The organism is Rathayibacter sp. AY1D5 (assembly GCF_002932515.1).
Lineage (GTDB): Bacteria > Actinomycetota > Actinomycetes > Actinomycetales > Microbacteriaceae > Rathayibacter.
This window is the reverse complement of record NZ_PSVU01000003.1, coordinates 84,243-104,083: the sequence shown is the minus strand read 5'-3', so window position 1 is coordinate 104,083 and position 19,841 is coordinate 84,243. Positions and strand designations below refer to the sequence as shown.

Genomic DNA, 19,841 nt, shown 5'->3' with positions numbered 1-19,841 from the left:
GGGGAGCGAGCGGCGAGGGAGCGGGGGAGGGCGGCGCGTAGACTGGGGCGGCCATGATCCAGACTCTCGACCTCCGCGGCCGTCGTCCCTCCTCCGCCGAGCTCCTCGCCCTCGTGCCCCGCAATCCGAGCACGTCCGCCTCCGTCGGGCCCGTCGTCGCCGAGCTGATCGCCGACGTCCGAGAACGCGGCGCGGAAGCGCTCCTCGACCACCCGGAGGACACCGGCGGCCGCAGGCTCGCACTCCGATCCGCCACCCTCTCGCCGCACCCTCCGAGGAAAACCGGCGATCCGCGTGTCAGCGGATCGTCGTAGCCGTACGCAGGACGCCCTTGAGAACCCGGCCACCCTCCCCAGCCGACCGCGCCGAGCCGGTCGGGGACCGGCTCGCCACAGACACCGCGAACCGGCGATCCGCGTGTCAGCGGATCGTCGTAGCCGGACGCACGACGCTCTCACCGACCCGGCCACCCTCCCCAGCCGACCGCGCCGAGCCGGTCGGGGACCGGCTCGGAATTCAATACAGACAGTTCGGCCCCAGCAGGCTCTTCAGCTCGCCGAAGAGGTCCGGGGTGATGCGCACGGGGAACGGGACCTCGAACACGCGGGCCGTGTCGCCCTTGATGAGCTTCAGCCGCACCTCGGTCTGGCCGGAGTGGCGGATGAGCACGTCGCTGAGCTGCGAGACCGTGTCGGTGGTCGCGCGCGACTCGGGCATCGAGACGGTGAGCGGTCCCGAGTCGCCGTCCTGGCTCATCTCGGGGGCGAACAGGCTGAACGCGTGCAGGTTCATCCCGTCGTCGCGCATGCTGACGCGGCCTCTGACGACGACGATGGAGTCGTTCGTGAGCGCCGGGGCGAACTCCTGGTACGCCTTCCCCATGAACATGCAGGTGATCTCGCCGCCGAAGTCCTCGACCTGGATCATCCCGTACTGGTTGCCGGAGGCCTTGGCCATGCGGTGCTGGACGCTCGTCACCAGGCCCGCGACGACCACGGTCTCGCCGTCGGCGATCGTCTCCGAGATCAGCAGGTCGGCGATCGTGGTGCTGTAGTGCTTGGCGAGCTCGGTCTCGAGTCCGGCGAGCGGATGGTCGGACACGTAGAGCCCGAGCATGTCGCGCTCGAAGGCGAGCTTGTCGCGCTTGGCCCATTCGGGCCGCTCGGGCACCTGGATCGCGGCCTGCGGCTCGTCCCAGAGGCTGTCGAAGTCGAAGCCGACCTGGCCGTTCGCCTCGTTGCGCTTCTCCCCTACCGCCGCCTCGACGGCGTCCTCGTGCACCTCGACCAGGGCGCGGCGGGTCGAGCCGAGCGAGTCGAAGGCGCCGGCCTTGATGAGCGACTCGATGGTGCGCTTGTTGGTCACCTGCAGCGGCACCTTGCGGAGGAAGTCGTGGAACGTCTCGAAGCGCCCCTTCTCCTCGCGGGCGGCCCGGATGCCCTCGACGACGTTCATGCCGACGTTGCGGACGGCGCCGAGGCCGAAGCGGATGTCGGTGCCGACGGCGGTGAAGAAGCCGATCGACTCGTTGACGTCCGGCGGGAGCACCTTGATCCCCATCCGCCGGCACTCGTTGAGGTAGGCGGCCATCTTGTCCTTGGAGTCGCCGACGCTGGTGAGCAGCGCGGCCATGTACTCCGCGGGGTAGTGCGCCTTGAGGTACGCCGTCCAGTAGGAGACGACGCCGTACGCCGCCGAGTGCGCCTTGTTGAAGGCGTAGTCGGAGAAGGGCAGCAGGATGTCCCAGAGGGTCTTGACGGCCTCCATCGAGTAGCCGTTGGCGATCATGCCGCCCGAGAAGCCCTCGAACTGCTTGTCCAGCTCGGACTTCTTCTTCTTGCCCATCGCGCGCCGCAGCAGGTCGGCCTGCGCGAGCGTGAAGCCCGCGAGCTTCTGCGCGATCGACATGACCTGCTCCTGGTACACGATCAGGCCGTAGGTCCCTCCGAGCACCTCCGAGAGCGGCTCCTCGAGCTCCGGATGGATCGGGGTGATCTCCTGCACGCCGTTCTTCCGCAGCGCGTAGTTGGTGTGGGAGTCGGCGCCCATCGGGCCCGGCCGGTAGAGCGCGAGGACTGCGGAGATGTCCTCGAAGTTGTCGGGCTTCATCAGCCGGAGAAGCCCGCGCATCGGGCCGCCGTCGAGCTGGAAGACGCCGAGCGTGTCGCCACGCGCGAGGAGGTCGTAGGCGGCCTGGTCGTCGAGCTCGAGGTCCTCGAGCACGAGGTCCTGTCCGCGGTTGGCGCGGATGTTGTCGAGGGCGTCGTCGATGATAGTGAGGTTCCGCAGCCCCAGGAAGTCCATCTTGATCAGCCCGAGCGACTCGCACGCGGGGTAGTCGAACTGCGTGACGATCTGGCCGTCCTGCTCCCGCTTCATGATCGGGATGATGTCGAGCAGCGGATCGCTGGACATGATGACGCCGGCCGCGTGCACGCCCCACTGGCGCTTGAGGTTCTCGAGTCCGAGCGCGGTGTCGAAGACCAGCTTGGCCTGCGGGTCCTCGGCGATGACGTTGCGCACGTCGAGCGCTTCCTTGTAGCGCGCGTGGGCGGGGTCGTTGATGCCGCTGAGCGGGATGTCCTTGCCCATGATCGCGGGCGGCATGGCCTTCGTCAGCTTCTCGCCCATCCCGAACGGGAAGCCGAGGACGCGCGAGGCGTCCTTGAGAGCCTGCTTCGCCTTGATGGTGCCGTAGGTGACGATCTGCGCGACGCGCTCGTCGCCGTACTTCTCGGTGACGTAGCGGATGACCTCGCCGCGGCGACGGTCGTCGAAGTCGACGTCGAAGTCGGGCATGGAGACGCGGTCGGGGTTGAGGAAGCGCTCGAAGATCAGGCCGTGCCGCAGCGGATCGAGGTCGGTGATCTTCATCGCGTAGGCCGCCATCGAGCCGGCACCGGAGCCGCGGCCGGGACCGACGCGGATCCCGTTGCGCTTGGACCAGTTGATGAAGTCGGCGACGACGAGGAAGTAGCCGGGGAAGCCCATCTGCAGGATGACGCGGGTCTCGTAGTCCGCCCGGTCGCGCACCTCCTGGGAGATGCCGTCCGGGTAGCGCTCGCGCAGTCCGGCCTCGACCTCCTTCACGAACCAGGTGTCCTCCGTCTCGCCCTCCGGCACCGGGAAGCGGGGCATGTAGTTCGCCGAGGTGTCGAACTGGACGTCGCAGCGCTCCGCGATGAGGAGCGTGTTGTCGCAGGCCTCGGGGTGGTCGCGGAAGACCTGGCGCATCTCGCGCGGCGACTTGAGGTAGAACTCGTCCGCGTCGAACTTGAAGCGCTTGGGGTCGTCGAGGGTGGTTCCGGACTGCACGCAGAGCAGCGCCGCGTGCGAGGTCGCGTCGTGCGCATGCGTGTAGTGCAGGTCGTTGGTGGCGACCAACGGGAGGTCGAGGTCCTTCGCGAGCCGGATGACGTCGCCGATCACCCGCCGCTCGATGTCGAGGCCGTGATCCATGATCTCGGCGAAGAAGTTCTCCTTGCCGAAGATGTCGCGGTAGTCGGCGGCCGCCTGGCGGGCCTCCTTGTACTGGCCGAGGCGCAGGCGCGTCTGGACCTCGCCGCTCGGGCAGCCCGTGGTGCCGATCAGGCCCTCGGAGTACTGCGAGAGGATCTCGCGGTCCATGCGCGGCTTGAAGTAGTAGCCCTCGATCGACGCGCGCGAGGAGAGGCGGAAGAGGTTGTGCATGCCCGTCGTGGTCGAGCTGAGCAGCGTCATGTGGGTGTACGCGCCGGAGCCGGACACGTCGTCCCCTCCGCCGTCGCCCCAGCGGATGCGGGTCTTGTCGGAGCGGTGCGTCCCCGGGGTGAGGTAGGCCTCGGTGCCGATGATCGGCTTGATCCCCGCCGCCGTCGCGGTGCGCCAGAAGTCGAAGGCGCCGAACACGTTCCCGTGGTCGGTCACGGCGATGGCCGGCATGCCCTCCTCGACCGCCGCGTCGATCAGCGGCTTCACCCGCGCTGCACCGTCGAGCATCGAGTACTCGCTGTGCACGTGGAGGTGGACGAAGGAATCGTTACTCGGCAAGGATGCGCCTCCGGCGGACTGCGGGCAGGGGAGGGATGGCCGGCGACCCGGGAGGGCCCGTGGACACGGCGGGAAGAAGTCTAACCGCGCCGGACGCGGGTCCGGCCGGGAGAGCGCGGATCACTCCCCGCGCAGCACCTCGAGGGCGTGCACCAGGTCGTCGGGGTACGACGCCTCGAACTGCACCCACTCCCCCGAGCCCGGGTGGGTGAAGCCGAGCCGGACCGCGTCGAGCCACTGGCGGGTGAGGCCGAGCCGCTTCGAGAGGGTCGGATCGGCGCCGTACATCGCGTCGCCGACGCACGGGTGGCGCTGGGCGGCCATGTGCACGCGGATCTGGTGGGTGCGGCCGGTCTCGAGGTGGATCTCGAGGAGGGAGGCGAACGGGAAGGCCTCGATCGTCTCGTAGTGGGTCACCGAGGGCTTGCCGTCGGCGCGGACCGCGAACTTCCAGTCCGAGGACGGGTGGCGGCCGAGCGGGGCGTCGATCGTCCCGGCGAGCGGGTCGGGGTGGCCCTGCACGACCGCGTGGTAGACCTTCTCGACCGTGCGGTCGTGGAACGCGCGCTTGAGGTGCGTGTAGGCGCGCTCGGACTTCGCGACGACCATGAGGCCGCTCGTGCCGGCGTCGAGCCGGTGCACGATGCCCGCGCGCTCGGCCGCACCGGAGGTCGACACGGTGAAGCCCGCGGCGGCGAGGGCGCCGAGCACCGTCGGTCCCTCCCAGCCCACGGCGGGGTGCGCGGCCACTCCGACGGGCTTGTCGATCACCACGATGTCGTCGTCGTCGTGCACGATGCCGAGGCCGGGGACCGCCATCGGCACGATCCGCGGCTCCTCGCGCGGACTCCACTCGACGCTCAGCCAGGTGCCTGCGTGCACGCGGTCGCTCTTGTCGAGGACCCGTCCGTCGGCGCTCACTCCGCCCGCCTCGGCGACCTCGGCCGCGAAGGTGCGCGAGAAGCCGAGCAGCTTCGCGACGGCCGCGTCCACGCGGAGGCCGTCGAGCCCGTCCGGGACCGGCAGCTCTCGGGACTGCGCCATCAGCGTCCGCCGGGGCGGTCGGCGTCGCGGGCCGCCTCCTCGACGGAGGAGGCCGCTGCGGGGGCGCCCGCTCCGGGGGCGGCGGGAGCGCCGTTCTCGGACACGACCTGGTCCTGCTCGTCGCGGCCCGCGCGCTCACGGGTGCCGTCGAGGCCTACGCCCCGCACGCTCAGGAGGACGAACAGCGCCATCGCCGTGCAGATCGCGATGTCGGCGACGTTGTAGATCGCCGGGAGCAGCCACGGCGTGAAGAGGAAGTCGACGACGTGTCCGAGCCCGAAGGAGGGCTCTCGGAACAGCCGGTCGAAGAGGTTGCCGAGGGTGCCGCCGAGCAGCAGGCCGAAGAAGACGCCCCACGCGGTGGAGCGGATCCGGCGCGAGAACCAGATCACGGCGACGACGACGCACGCCGCGATGATCGAGAAGATCCAGGTCGACCCGCTCGCGAGGGAGAAGGCGGCACCCGGGTTCTTCACGTAGTGCAGGATCAGGACGTCGCCGAGGACATGGACGTCCTCGCCCAGGGTCAGGTTCGTCGTGACCAGGAGCTTCGCGGTCTGATCGATCGCGAAGACCGCGAGCGCGACGAGGCCGAGGGTGACGAGCACCCTCGGCCTGACGTCCGCTGCGGCGGGACTACGCCCCAAAGCCCGACAGCGAGGACTCCGTCGACGCCGGCTGGGTGTCGAGGTCGCGGAGCTGGCCCTCGATGTAGCTCTTCAGCTTCTGGCGGTACTCGCGCTCGAAGGTGCGGAGCTCGTCGATGCGGTGCTCGACCGTCGCGCGCTCCTCCTCGAGCTTCGCGACCTGCTGGCGCTGCTTGGCCTCGGCCTCGGCGACGATGCGGGCGGCCGTGGCACGGCCCTCGGCGACGAGAGCGTCGCGCTTCTCGGCACCCTCGCGCACGTGCTCCTCGTGGAGGCGGCGGGCGAGCTGCAGGAGTCCGCTGGAGCTCTCGGCCTCGTCGACCGGAGCCGACTGCGAGGAGCTGACGGGAGCGACGACCGGTGCGGGAGCCGGGGTGGGCTCGGGCTCGGACTGCGGCTCCGGCTCGGGTGCCTCGTCGACCACCGGGGCGGGAGCAGGAGTGCTCTCGCGCGGGGCGTCGGGGACTCGGGCGTCCGACGGGCGGCTGTCGCCGGAGGAGAGGCGCTGACGAAGCTCCTCGTTCTCCTGGTTCAGGCGGCGGAGCTCCACGACGACCTCGTCGAGGAAGTCGTCGACCTCGTCCTGGTCGTATCCCTCACGGAACTTGGTCGGCTGGAACCGCTTGTTGACAACGTCTTCGGGAGTGAGCGCCATGGCTTTCCACCTTCGATTTCAAGTAGGTACACGTTTAACAACGCGCGACTAAAGCTAGCAACTTCAGGCGCACGGCGCAGTGCTGACACCGCGGGGAACGTCCGGACGTGCCAACGATACAGGGACGGTCAGGCGCGCTGGAGCCACGTGGCGATGTACATGCCCACGATGACGCAGAGCATGGTGAGGCTCCAGCCGAAATCGAGCGCGATCGGACCGATCGAGACCGGCTTGATCAGGCGTCGGAAGAAGCCGATCGGCGGGTCCGTGACGGTGTAGACGCCCTCCGCGGCGACGAGGCCGGCACCGCGGGGGCGCCAGTCGCGTCGGATCACGCGGACGAGGTCGAGCACGAACCGCGCCCACATCGCGAAGAAGTAGAGCAGCAGCACGAAGTACAGGACGCTCCCGAGGAGCGAGACGACGGAGGTCACCGGGGGCCAGGGCTCCCCGGGATCAGGACTTCGCGAAGAACGACGCGTCGGCGTCGCTCTCGGCGGAGGCGGAGTCGCCGGCGACGGTGATGTGCGACGGCGAGAGCAGGAAGACCTTGCTCGTCACGCGCTCGATGCGGCCGTAGAGGCCCTGCGAGAGTCCGCTCGCGAAGTCGATGAGGCGGCGGGCGTCCGCATCGCTCATCTGCGAGAGGTTGATGATCACGGGGATGCCGTCGCGGAAGTTCTCCGCGATGACCTGCGCGTCGCGGTACTGCTTCGGGTGGACGGTGAGGATCTCGTTCATCTCGGCGGGTGCCGTCGCCTTCGGGGTCTGGGGGGTGGGCTTGCGGAGCGGGGTGACCGTCGCGCGGGGCTGCTGCACCGGCTCGACGGGAGGGACGGGCTGCACCGGGGAGACCGGTGCGCGGTGGACCGTCGCCGGGGCCGCCTCGACGGGCTCTGCGCGCTCGTACTCGACCTCTTCGTCGGCGAGTCCGAGGTAGACCATCGTCTTCTTCAGCGGGTTGGCCATGGGGTGTCCTCCGTGTCGTGTGTGCTCCCACAGGTGGGTCACCACGAGGTTAGGTGCGGGCGGGGCGTTCTCCGGTGATTGCCGATCCGATTCGCAGGTGTGTCGCACCCTCCGCGATCGCCTCGGCGAAGTCGTTCGACATGCCCGCCGAGATCGCCGTGGCGGAGGGCTCGACGGCGCGCACGCGGTCGGAGATCGACCGGAGCCGGGCGAAAGCCGGACGGGGCTCCTCGTCCAGCGGAGCGACCGCCATCACGCCGCGCAGCGTGAGGCCGGGCGCCCCGGCGAGAGCCTCGGCGAGGGGCTCGACGTCGGCGGGCGACGCTCCCCCGCGGTCGGGATCCTCGGTGAGGTTGACCTGCAGGAACACGTCGAGCGGCTCCTCCCCCGCCTCCAGCAGCGGGACGAGCGCGAGCCGGTCGACGGAGTGGACCGCGTCGGCGTAGCGGCGCACCTGGCGCGCCTTCTTGCTCTGGAGCTGCCCGATGAAGTGCCAGCGCGCAGCGGTCCCCGCCAGCTCGGCCGACTTCTCCTGCGCCTCCTGGTGCCGGTTCTCGCCGAAGTCGACGACGCCCAGCTCAAGGAGGTCGCGGAGCAGCGACACGGGGTGGAACTTGGTCACCACGATGGTCGTGACCGAGGACGCCTCGCGACCGGCCGAGCGGGTCGCGTCGGCGACCCGCTCGGAGACCTCGGCCCAGCGCGCGGCCAGCTCCGGATCCGGCACGACTACTTGAGGAAGTCGGGGATGTCCAGGTCGCTGTCGTCGTCGTCGAAGGACGGGTCGGCGACAGGGGCCGGGGCGGCGACGGGGGTGCTCGACCAGATCGAGCCGGCCGCAGGCGCCGCGGCGGGAGCCGGGACGGGCTCAACGGCCGACTCGCTCGCCGAGCTCTGCTGCTGGCGCGGCTGGGCGATCGCGGCCTGAGCGGTCCCGCCCGGCTCTCCGCCGTCGAAGCCCGCGGCGATGACGGTGACGCGCACCTCGTCGCCGAGCGTGTCGTCGATCACGGCACCGAAGATGATGTTCGCCTCGGCGTGCACCGCCTCCTGGACGAGGCGCGCCGCGTCGTTGATCTCGAAGATGCCGAGGTTCGAGCCGCCCTGGATCGAGAGGAGCACGCCGTGCGCGCCGTCGATGCTGGCCTCGAGCAGCGGTGAGGCGACGGCCAGCTCGGCCGCCTTGATCGCGCGATCGGCGCCGCGCGACGAGCCGATGCCCATCAGCGCCGAGCCCGCGCCCTGCATGACCGACTTCACGTCGGCGAAGTCGAGGTTGATCAGGCCGGGCGTGGTGATCAGGTCGGTGATGCCCTGGACGCCGGCGAGGAGCACCTGGTCGGCGGTCGCGAAGGCCTCGAGCATCGAGATGCCGCGGTCGCTGATCTCGAGCAGGCGGTCGTTCGGAACGACGATGAGCGTGTCGACCTCGTTCTTCAGCGTCGCGACGCCGGCCTCGGCCTGCGTCTGCCGACGGCGTCCCTCGAACCCGAAGGGCTTGGTCACGACGCCGATGGTGAGGGCGCCGATCGACTTGGCGATCCGCGCCACGACGGGCGCGCCGCCGGTGCCGGTGCCGCCGCCCTCGCCCGCGGTGACGAAGACCATGTCGGCCCCCGCGAGGACCTCCTCGATCTCCTCGGCGTGGTCCTCGGCGGCGCGGCGGCCGACCTCGGGGTCGGCGCCGGCGCCGAGTCCGCGGGTCAGCTCGCGGCCCACGTCGAGCTTGACGTCGGCGTCGCTGAGCAGGAGCGCCTGGGCGTCCGTGTTGATCGCGATGAATTCGACACCGCGCAGGCCGAGCTCGATCATGCGGTTGACGGCGTTGACGCCGCCTCCGCCGATGCCGACGACCTTGATCACGGCGAGGTAGTTCTGGTTTGAAGTCACGTCTCCGGCCTCCGGGCTGAACCTTAAACCTGTAGTTGAGGCTTAAAGTTATGCTGAGTATGCATTTGGGGTTCGGCTCCGACGGTAGGCGGAGTCCGGTCGCGCTCCCAGCAGACACGCCCGCAACGCTCGAAAGAACGCGCGGATCCGCCGCCGGTCAAGGCCGGGGCGCCACGACGGCGGCCTGGGGCGAGGACACGTCGTAGGTGCCGACGACGGCGGGGTCGGTCGCGGCCATCAGCTTCTCGAGCACGACGGCCTTGAGCGCCGACTCGTCCGACCCGCCCCAGACGACTTCCGTGCCGTTCTGCAGGGTGAGCGAGACGTCGTCGCCGGTCGTGGCCGTGGCGGCCGTCACCTGCGGAGCGAGCGACGCGGGCAGGGAGCGCAGCACCCGCGCGGTCGCGCGGAAGCCGGCTCCCGAGGCGTCGCCGGACGCGGTGGTGAGGACCGGGTAGCCGGGCTGCGCCGAGTCCGCCGTCTCGATGACGACTCCGGCCGCGTCCACGAGCTCGAAGCGGCCCCCCGCCGCGATCACGCCGAGGGGCGTGCGCTCGACGATCGACACCACGAGGGTGCTCGGCGGCCGGGTCTGCACCGAGTAGCTCTGGATGAGCGGGGACGCGCCCAGCACGCGGCCGACCTCGTCCCGGTCCACCAGGGTGAGCGGGACGCCGAGCTGGTCGTCGAGCTCGCTCTGCAGGGCGGCGGCGTCGACGCGCTGGGTGCCCGAGATCTCGATCGTGCGCACGGCCATGAGCGGCGAGAAGGCCGCGACTCCGACGATCAGGGCGAGGGCGACGAGCGACCCGGCCACGACCAGGGCGATCAGGCGGCGCCGACGCGCGCGCTTCGTGAAGCGGCGGACCTCCCCCCGCTCGTAGCGCCTCCGCTCGCGGGCGGCCCGGGAGACGGCCCGGTTCTCGGCTCCGGGCAGGCGCAGGCCCGAGAGGGTGCGGCGGACCGCGCCCGCGCGCGACGGAGTGCGCTCGGCCGGCTCCGGGTCCACGCGGATCGCGGAGACGATCCGGATCGGCTCGGTGTCCGGCTCCGGCTCGCCGCCGCGCGTGGGGACGCTCCGACCGGGCGCCGGAGGGCGTCCGCCGTCGGGCCGCTTCACGGCCGCTCCCCCGCTTCGGGCGCGAGGACCGCGGTCATCGTGCGACCGGCGCGGCCTCGCTCGCGCCGAGCGACTCGAGCACCTGCGGGATGATCCGGTAGACGTCGCCGCAGCCGAGGGTGATGACGAAGTCGCCCTCGCGCGCGATGCCGGCCGTGAGGCGGGCCGCCTCCGCCCAGTCCGGGACGAACGAGACGTGCGACGGGTCGGCGAACTTCTCGCTGACCAGCGCTCCGGTCACTCCGGGCTCCGGATCCTCGCGCGCCCCGTAGACGTCGAGGACGATCGTCTCGTCGGCGTAGCGCTCGAGCGTCTCGGCGAACTCGCGGGCGAAGAGGCGGGTGCGGCTGTAGAGGTGCGGCTGGTGCACGGCGATGATGCGGCCCTCGCCGACCACGGTGCGCGCGGCGGAAAGGGCGGCGGCCACCTCGGTGGGGTGGTGGGCGTAGTCGTCGTAGACGCTGACTCCGCGGACCGCTCCGTGCAGCTCGAAACGGCGCTCCGTGCCTCCGAACGCCGACACGGCCTCGAGCGAGGCGGCCGGATCGAAGCCCAGGCCCACCAGCACTGCGAACGCGCCGGCCGCGTTGATCGCGTTGTGACGGCCGGGGATGCGGAGGCGGGCCGAGTAGCGCCTGCCCTCGTACTCGACCGAGAAGCCGACGGGGCCGACGAGGTCGAGGTCGACGACGCGGACGTCCGCCCCCTCGGCCTCGCCGAAGGTCAGCACCCGTCCGCCGACCAGCCACTCGGTGACGCGGACGGCGCCGGGGTCGTCGGAGGAGATGACGACGAGCTCGCTCGCGGAGGAGGCGAAGGTGACGAAGGCCTCCTCGAACGCCTCCAGCGATCCGTAGTGGTCGAGGTGGTCCGGGTCGACGTTCGTGATGAGGGCGACCGCGGTGTCGTAGAGGAGGAAGCTGCCGTCCGACTCGTCGGCCTCGACGACGAAGACCTCGCCGGAGCCGGCGGCGGAGGAGGTGCCGAGGCTCTCGATGATGCCGCCGTTGACGAAGCTGGGGTCGGCGTCGACGCCGAGCAGACCGGTGACGATCATGCCGGTCGACGTGGTCTTGCCGTGCGCTCCGGCCACCGCGACCAGGCGCTTGCCGCGCACCAGCCAGGCGAGGGCCTGCGAGCGGTGCAGCACGGGCAGGCCGCGCTCCTTCGCGAGCAGGTACTCCGGATTGTCGGGCCACAGGGCGGAGGTGACGACGACCGCCTCGGCGTCCCCGAGGTTCGCCGCGTCATGGCCGATGGCGACCGGGACGCCGAGCTCCCGCAGCTGCTCGATGGGGTGGGACTCGCGGACGTCCGACCCGGTGACCCGGTGCCCGGCGTGGTGGAACAGCCGGGCGATCCCGCTCATCCCGGAGCCGCCGATGCCGATGAAGTGGACCGAGCCGAGCTCGTCGGGGACGGTGATGCCGAGGTCGGGCTTGATCACGGGGCTCTCGCTTTCGGGTGGGTCGCGGCGGGCGGGAGGGGCCTCCCGCGGTGCGCCGGATCAGTGTAGACGGTGGGCGGGAGTGCTCTCCCGAGCCGCGCGGAGCGGGCTCAGCGCGGCTCGGAGAGGGTCGACTCGATCAGGTCGACGAGCCGCCCGGAGCCGTCGCGGACTCCCACGCGGGCGGCCCGGCGCGCCATCTCGTCGCGACGGGCGGTGTCGCCCAGGAGCGGTACGAGCTCCCGCTGGACCCAGCCGGGGAGGAAGGCGGCGTCCTCGACGAGGACCGCTCCCCCGGCGTCGACGACGCCGCGCGCGTTGTAGCGCTGCTCGCCGTTGCCGACCGGGTACGGGACGTAGACCGCGGGCAGGCCGAGGGCTGTCAGCTCGCTGACCGTCGCTGCCCCCGCGCGGGAGACGGCCACGTCCGCGGCGGACAGCGCGAGGTCCATCCGGTCGCAGTAGGCGAGGAGGTGGTAGCCGGCCACCCCCGGGTCCGTGATCTCGGCGCGGTCGCCCGTGATGTGGAGGACCTGGAAGCCGGTGGCGACGAGATCCCGGGCGGCGGCGTGCACCGTCGCGTTGATCCGTCGAGCGCCGAGGGAGCCGCCGGTCACCAGGAGGGTCTGCCGGGACGGGTCGAGGCCCAGCGCCGCCATCGCGTCGTCGCGGCGCGCGGCCCGGTCGAGCTCGGCGATCTCGCGGCGCAGCGGCATGCCGACGACCCGCGCGTGCGGCAGGGGCGTGCCCTCGAAGGCCACGCCGACCGAGCGGGTCGCGCGCGCGCCGAGGCGGTTGGCGAGCCCGGGGCGCGCGTTGGCCTCGTGGACGGTGAAGGGGACGCCGGCGCGGCGCGCCGCCAGGTAGGCGGGTGCTGCCGCGTACCCGCCGAAGCCGACCACCGCGTCGATCCGCCGGTCGCGGATCGTCCGGACGATGCCGGCGATGGTCGCACGGAAGGCTCCGGGGAACCGCAGCGCCGCCGCGTTCGGACGGCGCGGGAACGGCAGCCGCGGGATCACCGAGAGCTCGTAGCCGCGGAGGGGGACGAGGCGGGCCTCGAGCCCCTCGGCGGTGCCGAGCACGAGCACCTCGTCGTCCGGGTTCCGCCTGCGGATCTCATCGGCCGTCGCGAGCAGCGGAGTGACGTGGCCGGCGGTGCCGCCGCCGGCGAGGAGGTAGCGGGTCACTCCGCCGCCGCCTTCCTGCGGCGCAGCACGCCCGCGCCGGGCAGGGGCGCGGTCTGGGTGCGGGCGAAGGAGAGGACGACGCCGATGGCGAGGAGCGAGCTGAGCAGGGCGGTGCCTCCGGAGGAGATCAGCGGCAGCGGGACTCCCAGCACCGGGAGCACCCCCAGGACCACGCCGATGTTGACGAACGCCTGGCCGATCAGCCAGACCATGATCGCGCCGGTGCTGATCCGCACGAACGGATCGGAGGACGCGTGGATGACGCGGAAGAAGGCGACCGCGAGGACCACGAACAGCGCCAGGACGACGATCGCTCCGATCAGCCCGAGCTCCTCGCCGATGATGGCGAAGATGTAGTCGTTGTCCGCGGCGGGCAGCCAGGACCACTTGGCCTTGGAGTTGCCGAGGCCCACGCCGAAGATCCCGCCGGAGGCCATCGCCCAGGTGCCGTGCACCGGCTGCCAGCACGAGTTCTGGTACTCCTCGACGTTGGAGCAGTCGCCGAGGAAGGACATGATCCGGGTGAGGCGGTTGTCGCTGGAGACGGCGAACAGCACCGCTCCGATCGCACCGACCACCACGATCGGCACGAGGACCTTCATCTGGACGTTCGCGTAGAAGAGTGCGGCGAGGACGATGCCCGCCATGATCACGACCGTGCCCAGGTCGCCTCCGATGAGGACCAGTCCGATCGCCGCGCCGCCGACGATCAGGACGGGGATGAGCGCGTCCTTCCAGTCCTTCGGCGACCGGTAGCGGCGGGCGAGCAGGAGCCCCAGCCAGAGGGCGAGCGCGAGCTTGATGATCTCGGAGGGCTGCATGCTGAAGGCGCCGAGGCGGATCCAGTTGCGGTTCCCGCCGACGGAGTCGCCGAGCGGTGTGAAGAGCACGAGGCACTGGAGGACGCAGCCGGCGATGAGCAGGATCGGCGTCACGCGCTTCCACACGCCGAGGGGCAGCCGCGAGACCACCAGCATCATCGGGATCCCGAGGAGGGCGAACCCGCCCTGGCGCAGGAAGCCCCCGAAGGAGTCGTCGCTCGACACGTAGGAGGTGACCGACGAGGAGGAGAGCACCATCGTCAGTCCGAACAGCACCAGGAAGAGCGTGGTCCCGAAGAGGAGGTAGAAGTTCGGCGAGTGGGAGGCGAAGACCTTCGACAGGACGATCCGCGCGGAGCGGGCCCCGCTCCGGTCCTTCCCGCGCTGCTCAGTGCGCGAGCGGCCCGCGGGGCGGCTCGTCGTCGGAGCGGTCATCGGCTCCCCCTCCCAGGTGTGTCGCCACGGCGGCCGCGAAGGAGCGGCCCCGAGCCGCGTAGTCGAGGAACTGGTCCATCGAGGCCGCGGCGGGTGCGAGCAGGACGACGTCCCCCGAGCGGGCGAGCGTCGCGGCCGCCTCGACGGCCGCCTGCATCACCGCACCAGTGTCGTCCGGCACCGCCTCGCTCACGGGGAGGGCGGGCGCGTGTCGTCGGAATGCCGCGAGCAGCGCCGAGCGGTCGGCGCCGATCACCACGGCGCCCCGCAGGCGGCCGACGTGCGCGGCCACGAGGGCGTCCACGTCGACGCCCTTGAGCAGGCCGCCGACGACCCAGACGACCGACGGGTACGCGCGCAGCGAGGCGTCGGCGGCGTGCGGGTTCGTGGCCTTGGAGTCGTTCACCCAGGTCACCCCGTCGTGCTCGGCGACGACCTGGATGCGGTGGGCGTCGAGCTCGAAGGACGCCAGCGCGGTGCGGACGGCCGTGACCTCGATCCCGCACGCTCGGGAGAGCGCTGCCGCGGCGAGCACGTTCTGGACGATGTGCGGAGCGGCGAGGTTCCGAGCGGCGAGCTCGTCCACGGTGGTGATCTCGAGGGCACTGGTGCGGCGGTCCTCGAGGAAGGCGCGGTCGCAGAGGATGCCGTCGACGATCCCGAAGTCGCTCGGGCCGGGCACGCCGAGGCCGAACCCGATCGCCCGGGCGCCCTCCACCACCTCGGCGTCGAGCACCATCTGCTCGGTCGCCGCGTCGGCGCGGTTGTACACGCAGGCGACGCGGGTGCCGGCGTAGACCTTGCCCTTGGCCGCACGGTAGGCGTCGAACGAGCCGTGCCAGTCGAGGTGGTCGTCGGCGATGTTGAGGCATGCGCTCGCGATCGGCTCGATCGCGCCCAGGTAGTGCAGCTGGTAGCTCGAGAGCTCCACGACGAGGACGTCGAAGCCCTGCGGGTCGCGGACCGCGTCGAGCACGGGCACGCCGATGTTGCCGCAGGGGGCGGCGCGGAGGCCGCCGGCCACGAGCATCGTCGCCGTGAGCTGGACGGTCGTGGTCTTGCCGTTGGTGCCGGTGACGGCCACCCAGTCCGCCGGAGTGCCGTCGGCGCGCACGACCTTGTCGCGGACACGCCAGGCGAGCTCGACGTCGCCCCACACGGGGATCCCGGACTCCGCCGCCCACACGAGGATCGGGTGCGTCGGCCGGAAGCCGGGCGACACCACGACCAGCTCCGGTGCGAACGCGTGCAGCTCCTCCGGAGCGGAGTCGAGGCGGTCGGCCCGGTGCAGGCGGGCGCCGATCACCTCGAGCAGGCGCTCGCGCTCCTCATCGGCGCGGTCGGCGAGGACCAGCACCTCGGAGCCGAGCTCGGTCAGGGTGTCGGCCACCGAGAACCCGGTGACGCCCAGGCCCAGCACGGCGACGCGCAGGCCGCGCCAGTCCGAGTGCCAGCTGCGGAGGGAGTCGGGACGGGCGGGATCGGTCATGCCAGCGACAGCCATTCCAGGTAGAAGAGCCCGACTCCGGCGGCGACGAAGATGCCGGCGATGATCCAGAACCGGACCACGACGGTGATCTCGGCCCAGCCCTTGAGCTCGAAGTGGTGGTGGAGCGGGCTCATCAGGAAGATGCGCTTGCCCCGGGTCAGCTTGAAGTAGATCCGCTGGAGGATGACCGAGCCGGTCACGATGACGAACAGGCCGCCGATGAGGATGACCAGCAGCTCGGTGCGGGTGAGGATCGCCAGGGCCGCGAGCGCGCCGCCGAGGCCGAGCGAGCCGGTGTCGCCCATGAAGATCTGCGCCGGCGAGGTGTTCCACCAGAGGAAGCCCACCAGGGCACCGGAGACGGCCGCCGCGATGATGGCCAGGTCGAACGGGTCGCTCACCTGGTAGCACTTGTCGACGACCTCGGGGTTGAGGTGCTGGTCGAAGCACCACTGGTTCGACTGCCAGAACCCGATGATGACGTAGGAGCCGATCGCGAGGATCGAGGACCCGGTGGCGAGTCCGTCGAGCCCGTCGGCGACGTTCACGCCGTTCGACGTGCTGGTGACGATGATGCAGATCCACAGCACGAACAGGCCGATGCCGATCCAGCCGAGGGAGGCGAAGTCGAACGGCAGGTCGCGGATGAACGAGATCGAGGTGGACGCGGGGGTGAGCCCGTTGGAGTCGCGGACCATGATCGCGATCACCGCGAAGGCCGCGGCGACGATGACCTGGCCGGCGATCTTCGCCCAGCCGCCGAGGCCGAGGCTGCGCTGGTTGCGGGTCTTCAGGAAGTCGTCGACGAAGCCGACGAGTCCGAGCCCGACCATCATGAAGAGCACCAGCAGGGCCGACGGCGCGATCGCCCGGTTGCCGAACAGCATCCCGAGGAAGTAGCCGACCACGGTGCCGATGATGATGACGATGCCGCCCATCGTCGCCGTGCCGTGCTTGACGTGGTGCGACTTCGGTCCGTCCTCGCGGATGAACTGGCCCCACTGCAGGCGGTGGAAGAGGCGGATGAACAGGGGCGTCATCAGGAGCGTGAAGGCTCCGGAGAACGCGCCGGACAGGAGGAGTGCCCTCATCGGTGACGCTCCCCGAGACGGTCGGCGAGGAAGCGCAGCCCCGCGGAGTTGGACGACTTGACCAGCACGGTGTCGCCGGGTCGCAGGTAGTCCTCGAGGAGGTCGAACGCCTCGTCGGAGGTCTCCGCGAAGACGGACTCGCCGCTCCACGATCCCTCGCGCTCGGCCGCGACGTGGATCCGGCGGGCGCCTCGGCCCACCACCACGATCTGGGAGATGTTGAGGCGGACGGCCAGCAGGCCCACGCGCTCGTGCTCCTCGTCGGCCCACTCGCCGAGCTCGCTCATCTCTCCCAGGACGGCGACGGTGCGCCCCCCGGGCTTCGCGATCTGGGCGAGGGTGCGCAGGGCGGCCGCGGTGGAGTCGGGACTCGCGTTGTACGCGTCGTTGATGACGCGGACGTCCTCGCCGCCCAGGACCTCCATGCGGCCGCGCTCGGCGAGGGTGACGGTCGCGAGAGCCTCGACGATCGCGGGCAGCGCCACTCCGACAGAGAGCGCGGCGGCGGTCGCCGCGAGGGCGTTCATCACGTGGTGCTCGCCGAGGACGCGCAGCAGGAGCTCGGCGCGAGCGGCCTCGCGGCCCTCCCCCGCCGAGACCTCGATGGCGAAGCGGGTGCCGTCGGCGGTCGCGTCGATGTCGACGGCGCGGACGTCCGCGCTCTCGCCGCGGCCGAACCAGAGGACCCGGGCGGCGGTGCGGCCCGCCATCGAGGCGACCCGGCCGTCGTCGGCGTTCAGCACGGCGACGTCGTCGGCGGTGAGGTCGGCGACCATCTCGGTCTTGGCCTCGAGCGTGCGCTCGATCCCGCCGAACTCGCCGGCGTGCGCGAGGCCCACGGCGAGGACGACGCCGACGTCGGGCCTGGCCATCCGGACGAGGCGGCGGATCTCGCCGACCGCGCTCGCGCCCATCTCGGCGACGAGGAAGCGCGTCGACTCGGACACCTGGAGCATCGTGATCGGCGCGCCGACCTCGTTGTTGAAGGATCCGCGCGGAGCGACCGTCTCGCCGACCCGCTCGAGGACGGTGCGGAGGAGGTTCTTGGTCGTCGTCTTGCCGTTCGAGCCGGTGACGCCGATGACGGTGAGCCCGCCCTTCGCGCGGACGCGCCGGACGACCTCGGTCGCCAGCGCTCCGAGCGCCTCGACGGAGTCGTCGACGAGGACCTGCGGCACGTCGAGGTCGAGCGGGCGCTCCACGATGAGGAGCGCGGCACCGCGCTCGAGAGCGGCGGGAGCGAAGAGGTGGCCGTCGGTGTGCTCGCCGCGCTTGGCGACGAAGATCCCGCCGGGCGCGATCTCGCGGGAGTCGGTCTCGGTCGCTCCGTCGATCACGGTGGCGGCCGTGGCGGACGAGCCGGCCAGGTGGAGGCGTCCGGAGACGGCCTCGGCGATCTCGGTGAGGGTGAGGGCGATCATCTACAGCCAGCCCGCCTCGCGCAGCGCGTGACGGACGTCGTCTCTGGCCGAATACGGCATGTGCACTCCTGCGATCTCCTGGTGGTCTTCGTGGCCGGGCCCGGCGTAGAGGATCGAGTCCCCTTCGCGCGCGAGGGCGACGGCGGCGCGCACGGCGGCGCGCGGGTCGGCGATCTCGTGGATCTCCCGGTCGGGCACGGCGGCCCGGGCGCCCTGGAGGAGCGCGGCGCGGATGGCGGCCGGATCCTCCCAGCGCGGGTGGAAGTCGGTGACGACCACGACGTCGGCGAGGCGGGCGGCGATGGCGCCCATGTCGCTCCGCTTGGTCGTGTCGCGGTCCCCGTCCGCCCCGAACACCATGAACAGGCGGCCGGGCGTGATGGTCCGCAGCGCCTCGAGCGCGTTCTGGAACGCGTCGGGGGTGTGGCCGTAGTCGACGTAGACGCGCGGTCCGCGCTCCCCCGAGACGAGCTCGGCGCGGCCCGGGATGTAGACGTCGAGACGGCTGTCCTCGAGCGCGTGCGCGACGGCGTCCAGGTCGAAGCCCGACTCCACCAGCATCACGATCGCCAGCGCGGCGTTGGAGGCCATGTACCAGCCGATCAGCGAGACGGTGACGACGACGGAGCGGTTCTCGGGCCCCTCCAGGCGGAAGGTGGTGCTGTCGGGCGTCGCGTCCAGCACCGTCATCGACCAGTCGGCGGGCGTCGTCGGGGCGACTCCGACGACCGGCGAGCCGGCGAGCGTCGCGACGGGGATGCGGCTGCGCTCGGCGAGCTCGCGCCCCCAGGCGCTGTCGACCGTGACGACGCCGCGGCGTGCGCGCTCCGGCTCGAAGAGGTCGGCCTTGGCCTCGAAGTACTCGCGCAGATCGGAGTAGTCGTCGAGGTGGTCGTGGCTGAGGTTCGTGAAGCCGACGACGTCGAAGACGAGGCCGTCGATCCGGTGCCGCGTGAGCGCCTGCGCCGACACCTCGATGGAGACCGCGCGGACGGCGGACTCGCGCATCCGCGCGAGCAGGCCGTGCAGCTCGCTCGCCTCGGGAGTGGTCAGCGAGCTCACCACGGCGACGTCGCCGATCCGGCGCTCGGCGGTGGAGCTGAGGCCGGAGACGACTCCGAGCCGGCGCAGCAGCGCGTCGAGGATGTAGACGACGCTCGTCTTGCCGTTGGTCCCCGTCACGCCGAAGAGCGTCGGGACGTCCTCGCGGGTGCGGTGGATCCACGCGGCGACGTCGCCGAGGGCGGCCCGCGGGTCGGGGGTCACCAGCACGGGCAGGCCGCTGTCGGCGGCGAGCTCCGCTCCGGCCGGGTCGGTCAGCACGGCGACGGCTCCGGACGCCGCGGCGGCCGACGCGAAGGCCGCGCCATGGGCACGGCGTCCTGCGACACCGACGTAGAGGTCTCCGGACTCGACCTGGTTCGAGTCCAGCGTGACTCCGCTCACCTCGACGCCCTCGAGGCCGCGGACCGGGCCGAGGGAGAACTCGGCCACGAGCTGCGAGAGGCTCCGCGGCACGGGGTGCTCGGGGCGGAGGGAGGACTGCGGGCGAGGGTCGTGCACTGCCCGCTCTTTCTCTCGTTCTGGTGCTTG

Annotated in this window: 17 protein-coding genes; 1 reads left to right on the top strand and 16 read right to left on the bottom strand. The window is 71.4% G+C overall.

All coding sequences use genetic code 11. The annotated features are described in order from the left end of the window. The first annotated feature begins 53 nt into the window (after positions 1-53). Positions 54-314, top strand: a complete 261-nt coding sequence (locus C5C82_RS01940; RefSeq protein ID WP_104354521.1) for a hypothetical protein — start codon at positions 54-56, stop codon at positions 312-314. Positions 315-516: 202 nt separating this feature from the next. On the opposite strand, the gene dnaE is transcribed toward C5C82_RS01940, so the two are convergent. The 16 genes from dnaE to C5C82_RS01860 all read right to left on the bottom strand — a co-directional run bounded on the left by dnaE (position 517) and on the right by C5C82_RS01860 (position 19,811). Further along, complete coding sequence (dnaE, locus tag C5C82_RS01935) at positions 517-3,978, bottom strand: DNA polymerase III subunit alpha (RefSeq protein ID WP_244229655.1); 3,462 nt, start codon at positions 3,976-3,978, stop codon at positions 517-519. Positions 3,979-4,149: 171 nt separating this feature from the next. Continuing rightward, complete coding sequence (locus C5C82_RS01930) at positions 4,150-5,073, bottom strand: RluA family pseudouridine synthase (protein ID WP_104233341.1); 924 nt, start codon at positions 5,071-5,073, stop codon at positions 4,150-4,152. Next, complete coding sequence (gene lspA, locus C5C82_RS01925; RefSeq protein ID WP_104267390.1) at positions 5,073-5,681, bottom strand: signal peptidase II; 609 nt, start codon at positions 5,679-5,681, stop codon at positions 5,073-5,075. Before lspA ends, C5C82_RS01930 begins: the two co-directional genes overlap by 1 nt. A 28-nt stretch (positions 5,682-5,709) precedes the next feature. Continuing rightward, positions 5,710-6,375: a DivIVA domain-containing protein gene (locus C5C82_RS01920; protein ID WP_104354520.1), complete on the bottom strand. Its 666-nt coding sequence runs from the start codon at positions 6,373-6,375 to the stop codon at positions 5,710-5,712. Positions 6,376-6,503: 128 nt separating this feature from the next. Further along, positions 6,504-6,809, bottom strand: coding sequence for a YggT family protein (locus tag C5C82_RS01915; RefSeq protein WP_258059242.1), 306 nt, complete (start codon positions 6,807-6,809; stop codon positions 6,504-6,506). A gap of 22 nt (positions 6,810-6,831) precedes the next feature. Then, on the bottom strand, positions 6,832-7,344 hold the full coding sequence (locus tag C5C82_RS01910) for a cell division protein SepF (RefSeq protein ID WP_104292475.1): 513 nt from the start codon (positions 7,342-7,344) through the stop codon (positions 6,832-6,834). A gap of 49 nt (positions 7,345-7,393) precedes the next feature. After that, positions 7,394-8,071, bottom strand: a complete 678-nt coding sequence (locus tag C5C82_RS01905; RefSeq protein ID WP_104222598.1) for a YggS family pyridoxal phosphate-dependent enzyme — start codon at positions 8,069-8,071, stop codon at positions 7,394-7,396. Between the two features lie 2 nt (positions 8,072-8,073). After that, on the bottom strand, positions 8,074-9,234 hold the full coding sequence (ftsZ, locus tag C5C82_RS01900; protein WP_104292474.1) for a cell division protein FtsZ: 1,161 nt from the start codon (positions 9,232-9,234) through the stop codon (positions 8,074-8,076). A gap of 157 nt (positions 9,235-9,391) precedes the next feature. Continuing rightward, complete coding sequence (locus C5C82_RS01895; RefSeq protein WP_104292473.1) at positions 9,392-10,354, bottom strand: cell division protein FtsQ/DivIB; 963 nt, start codon at positions 10,352-10,354, stop codon at positions 9,392-9,394. 34 nt (positions 10,355-10,388) lie between these two features. Continuing rightward, entirely contained in the window at positions 10,389-11,801 is a 1,413-nt protein-coding gene (murC, locus tag C5C82_RS01890) for a UDP-N-acetylmuramate--L-alanine ligase (RefSeq protein WP_104295647.1), read from the bottom strand. Positions 11,802-11,911: 110 nt separating this feature from the next. Beyond that, entirely contained in the window at positions 11,912-12,991 is a 1,080-nt protein-coding gene (gene murG / locus C5C82_RS01885; RefSeq protein WP_104295646.1) for an undecaprenyldiphospho-muramoylpentapeptide beta-N-acetylglucosaminyltransferase, read from the bottom strand. Next, a complete protein-coding gene (gene ftsW / locus C5C82_RS01880) occupies positions 12,988-14,247 on the bottom strand; it encodes a putative lipid II flippase FtsW (protein ID WP_104295645.1) in 1,260 nt (419 codons plus the stop codon). Before ftsW ends, murG begins: the two co-directional genes overlap by 4 nt. Then, a complete protein-coding gene (gene murD, locus C5C82_RS01875; RefSeq protein ID WP_104225371.1) occupies positions 14,201-15,736 on the bottom strand; it encodes a UDP-N-acetylmuramoyl-L-alanine--D-glutamate ligase in 1,536 nt (511 codons plus the stop codon). The genes ftsW and murD overlap by 47 nt, the downstream gene beginning before the upstream one ends. Further along, positions 15,733-16,827, bottom strand: a complete 1,095-nt coding sequence (mraY, locus tag C5C82_RS01870) for a phospho-N-acetylmuramoyl-pentapeptide-transferase (protein ID WP_104222591.1) — start codon at positions 16,825-16,827, stop codon at positions 15,733-15,735. Before mraY ends, murD begins: the two co-directional genes overlap by 4 nt. Continuing rightward, positions 16,824-18,248 carry a UDP-N-acetylmuramoyl-tripeptide--D-alanyl-D-alanine ligase gene (gene murF / locus C5C82_RS01865; protein ID WP_104222590.1) on the bottom strand — a complete coding sequence of 475 codons (1,425 nt, stop codon included), beginning with the start codon at positions 18,246-18,248 and terminating at the stop codon, positions 16,824-16,826. Before murF ends, mraY begins: the two co-directional genes overlap by 4 nt. Next, the gene (locus tag C5C82_RS01860; protein WP_104238697.1) at positions 18,249-19,811 is read right to left on the bottom strand and encodes a Mur ligase family protein; all 1,563 of its coding nucleotides are present in this window, start codon (positions 19,809-19,811) and stop codon (positions 18,249-18,251) included. It lies immediately after the preceding gene. Positions 19,812-19,841: the final 30 nt, after the last annotated feature.

Bases quoted from the DNA above. Each gene is read 5' to 3' on its own strand.
- C5C82_RS01940 (WP_104354521.1), top strand. From the start codon at position 54: ATGATCCAGACTCTCGACCTCCGCGGCCGTCGTCCCTCCTCCGCCGAG.
- dnaE (WP_244229655.1), bottom strand. From the start codon at position 3,978: ATGCTCGACGGTGCAGCGCGGGTGAAGCCGCTGATCGACGCGGCGGTC.
- C5C82_RS01930 (WP_104233341.1), bottom strand. From the start codon at position 5,073: ATGGCGCAGTCCCGAGAGCTGCCGGTCCCGGACGGGCTCGACGGCCTC.
- C5C82_RS01920 (WP_104354520.1), bottom strand. From the start codon at position 6,375: ATGGCGCTCACTCCCGAAGACGTTGTCAACAAGCGGTTCCAGCCGACC.
- C5C82_RS01910 (WP_104292475.1), bottom strand. From the start codon at position 7,344: ATGGCCAACCCGCTGAAGAAGACGATGGTCTACCTCGGACTCGCCGAC.
- ftsW (WP_104295645.1), bottom strand. From the start codon at position 14,247: ATGACCGCTCCGACGACGAGCCGCCCCGCGGGCCGCTCGCGCACTGAG.
- murD (WP_104225371.1), bottom strand. From the start codon at position 15,736: ATGACCGATCCCGCCCGTCCCGACTCCCTCCGCAGCTGGCACTCGGAC.
- mraY (WP_104222591.1), bottom strand. From the start codon at position 16,827: ATGAGGGCACTCCTCCTGTCCGGCGCGTTCTCCGGAGCCTTCACGCTC.
- murF (WP_104222590.1), bottom strand. From the start codon at position 18,248: ATGATCGCCCTCACCCTCACCGAGATCGCCGAGGCCGTCTCCGGACGC.